This is a genomic window from Kitasatospora sp. NPDC091257 (assembly GCF_044757675.1).
Taxonomy (GTDB): Bacteria; Actinomycetota; Actinomycetes; order Streptomycetales; family Streptomycetaceae; genus Kitasatospora; species Kitasatospora lactacystinica.
Window position 1 is genome coordinate 1 of the sequence record NZ_JBIVVI010000873.1, and the last position, 3,985, is coordinate 3,985.

At 76.5% G+C, this 3,985-nt stretch carries 2 protein-coding genes; both read left to right on the forward strand.

Features of this window, described 5'->3' with window-relative positions; genetic code table 11:
- Positions 1–2,466: type I polyketide synthase (locus ACIQOV_RS31155; protein WP_401053987.1), on the forward strand; the 2,466-nt coding region annotated here is incomplete at its 5' end.
- Positions 2,467–2,485: 19 nt separating this feature from the next.
- Positions 2,486–3,985, forward strand: a 1,500-nt coding sequence (locus ACIQOV_RS31160; RefSeq protein ID WP_401053988.1) for a type I polyketide synthase, incomplete at its 3' end; no start/stop codon positions are given.

Sequence of the window (3,985 nt, forward strand, 5' to 3'; positions counted from 1 at the left end):
TCGGCCGAGGGCCGCAAGACCCGTCGGCTGACCGTCTCGCACGCCTTCCACTCGGCCCTGATGGAGCCGATGCTCGCCGAATTCGCCGCCGTGCTGGCGGAGTTGACCTTCGCCGAGCCGGGCATCCCGATCGTCTCCAACCTGACCGGCGGGATCGCCGGGCCGGGCCTGCTCACCACCCCCGACTACTGGCTGCGCCAGGTCCGGGAGGCCGTCCGCTTCGCCGACGGCGTCGACACCCTGGGCGGCCAGGACGTGACCCGCTTCGCCGAGCTCGGCCCCGACGGCGTGCTGTCCGCCCTGGCCCGACAGGCCGACGCCAAGGGCACGTTCGCGCCGCTGCTGCGCCGCGAGCGGGACGAGACGGAGAGCGCCCTGGCCGCGCTCGGCGCGCTCTGGACCGCCGGGACGGCCGTGGACTGGCCGGCCGTCTACGCGGACTGGGGCGGGCACCGGGCGCTGCTGCCCCGGTACGCCTTCGACCGGCAGCACTACTGGGCGCAGCCGCCCGTCGCGCGTCACTCCGCCCGGCCGGAGGAGCGATCCGACGCCTGGCGCTACCGGATCACCTGGAAGCCGGTGCCCACCGCGGCCGTTCCGCCGCTGCTGACCGGCAGCTGGCTGGCGGTGCTGCCCGCCGGGGCGGCGGAGTCCGGCGAACCGGGGTCCGACCTGGCCGAGGCCTGCCTGTCCGCCGTCGAGCGGGCGGGCGCCCGGGTGGTGCGGACCACGACCGAGCGGCTGAAGGACGACCTCGCCCGGATCGCGGACCCGGCCGGGGTGCTGGCCTTCCCCGGCACGGCCCCGGACGCCGATCCCGTCGCCGACGCCCTGGACCTGATCGACGCGCTCACCGCCCTGGACCTGCGGGTGCCGCTCCGGTGGGTCACCTCCGGCGCGGTGACCGTGCGCGAGGAGGAGACCGTCCGGCCCGGACACGCCCGGATCTGGGGCCTGGGCCGGGTGGTCGGCCTGGAGCTGCCCGGCCTGTGGGGCGGGCTGGTGGACGTCTGCGGTCCGGCGGGGCCGGTGCTCGGTGACCGGATGGCCGAGGTGCTGTCCGGAACCGAGGACCAGGTCGCCGTCCGGGCCACCGGGACCTTCGCCCGCCGACTGGTCCCGGCCGGAACCGGGCCGGTGACGGCCGATCCCGTTCCCGTCACCGGCACCGTCCTGGTCACCGGCGGCACCGGGGCGCTGGGCGCCGCCGTGGCGCGCCGGCTGGCCGGGCAGGGCGTCCCCCACCTGGTGCTGGTCTCCCGCCGGGGCCCGACGGCGCCGGGGGCGGCGGAGCTGGTCGCGGAACTGGAGGCGCTGGGCGCCCGGGTGACCGTCGCCGCCTGCGACACGGCGGACCGGGAGGGGATGGCCGGGGTGCTGGCCGCCGTCCCGGCGGAGTTCCCGCTGAGCGGCGTGGTGCACGCGGCCGGCGTCGGCGACCCGACGCCGTTCGGCAGCACCGCGCGCGCCGGGTTCGCGGCGATCGTGGACGGCAAGGCCGAAGGCGCGGTCTGCCTGGACGAGCTGCTGGGGGACACCCCCCTCGACTACTTCGTGCTCTTCTCCTCCGTCGCCGGCGTCTGGGGCAGCGGTGGGCAGTCCGCGTACGCGGTGGCGAACGCCGCGCTGGACGCCCTCGCCGTCGACCGCCGGGCCCGCGGGCTGGCGGCCACCTCCGTGGCCTGGGGCCCGTGGGCGGGCGAGGGCATGGCCGGCGGCGCCGACGCCGAGGAGTTCCTGCGCCGCCGCGGCCTGCGGGCGATGGCCCCGGACCTCGCCCTGGAGGCGATGGACACGGCGATCCGGACCGGCGACGTCTGCGTGACCGTCGCGGACGTGGACTGGCAGGCCTTCGTGCCCGGCTTCACCGCGTACCACCCGCAGCCGCTGATCGAGGACGTCCCCGAGGTGCGGCAGGTCCTCGCCGCGGGTGCCGCCGGCGGCCCGCAGGACGGCACCGCGCTGCGCGAGCGCCTCGCCGGGCTGTCCGGTGAGGACGGCCTCGCCCTGCTGCTGGAGACCGTGCAGCAGCAGGCCGCCCTGGTCCTCGGCCACAGCGCGGCCGGGTCGGTCGTCGCCGACCGGGCCTTCCGCGACCTGGGGTTCGACTCGCTGACCGCGGTCGAACTGCGCGACCGGCTGACCGCGGCCACCGGGCTGGCCCTGCCCGCCACCCTGATCTTCGACCACCCCACCCCGAGGGCGCTGGCCGAGCAGATCACGGCCGAACTGCTCGGCGACGACGCCCTCGACGCCGACGAGGCGGAGCAGGCGCGCCGCGCCCTGCTCACCGTCCCGGTGTCCCGGCTGCGCGAGTCCGGACTGCTGGAGCCGCTGCTGCGGCTCGCCTCGCAGGAGTCCGCGCCCGCCGCCGAGGACGCCGCACCCGTGACCGCCATCGAGTCGATCGACGAGATGGACGGCGAAAGCCTGCTGAGGCTGGCCCTCGGCGAACGTGATTCCTGACCGCAGTACGGAGCTTGCGATGGCCTCTACCCAGGACTATGTCGAAGCGTTGCGAGCTTCCCTCAAGGAGACGGAGAAGCTTCGCGCCCGAAACCGTGAACTGACCGCCGCGGTCAGCGAACCCGTGGCGATCGTGTCGATGGCGTGCCGCTACCCCGGCGACGTCTCCTCGCCGGACGACCTCTGGCGGCTGGTCGAACGGGCCGGCGACGCGATCGCCCCCTTCCCCGAGCAGCGCGGCTGGAGGGCGGACGGGCTCGGCGCGGACGCCGCGGCGAGCGACCTCGCCGCCCAGGGCGGGTTCCTGGACGGCGCCGAGCGCTTCGACGCCGCGTTCTTCGGGATCTCCCCGCGCGAGGCCCTCGCCATGGACCCCCAGCAGCGGTTGCTGCTGGAGAGCGGCTGGGAGGCCTTCGAACGGGCCGGGATCGCGCCGGACACCGTGCGCGGCACCCGGACCGGGGTGTTCGTCGGCGCGACCTCCTCCGGCTACGGGGTCGGTGCGGCCGACGCCGACCAGGGGTACGTCCTGGCCGGCGGAGCGACGAGCGTGCTCTCCGGCCGGGTGGCGTACGTGTTCGGCCTGGAGGGCCCGGCGGTCACCGTGGACACCGCGTGCTCCTCCTCGCTGGTGGCGCTGCACCTGGCCGTCCAGGCGCTGCGCGCCGGCGAGTGCACGCTGGCGCTGGCCGGCGGGGTGACCGTGCTGACCAACGCGGAGGTCTTCCACGCCTTCAGCGCCCAGCAGGGCCTCGCCTCGGACGGGCGGTGCCGCTCCTTCGGCGCCGGCGCGGACGGCACCGGCTGGGGCGAGGGCGTCGGACTGCTGCTGCTGGAGCGGCTGTCGGACGCGCGCCGCAACGGGCACGAGGTGCTGGCGGTGGTGCGCGGCAGCGCGGTCAACCAGGACGGCGCGTCCAACGGGATGACCGCGCCGAACGGCCCCTCGCAGCGCCGGGTGATCCGGCAGGCGCTGGCCTCCGCGCGGCTCGCCCCGTCCGAGGTGGACGTGGTGGAGGCGCACGGCACCGGCACCCGGCTGGGCGACCCGATCGAGGCGCAGGCGCTGCTGGCGACCTACGGCCGGGGCCGCGGCGACGAGCCGCTGTGGCTGGGCTCGATCAAGTCCAACATCGGGCACACCCAGTCGGCGGCCGGCGTCGCCGGGATCATCAAGATGGTGCAGGCGATGCGGCACGGCCTGCTGCCCGCCACCCTGCACGCCGAGCAGCCGACGCCCCACGTGGACTGGTCGGCGGGCGCGGTGGAACTGCTGACGCGGGCCCGGCCGTGGCCCGAGGCGGACCGTCCGCGCCGCGCGGGCGTCTCCTCCTTCGGGATCAGCGGCACCAACGCCCACGTCATCCTGGAGCAGGGCGATCCGCTGCCCGCGCCGGAACCGGTGGAGAGCAGCGGCCCGGTGCTCTGGCCGGTGTCCGCCAGGAGCCCGGAGGGGCTGCGCGGACAGGCCGAGAGGCTGGCCGAGTTCGCGGCGACCGGGCCCGACCCGGCGGCCGCG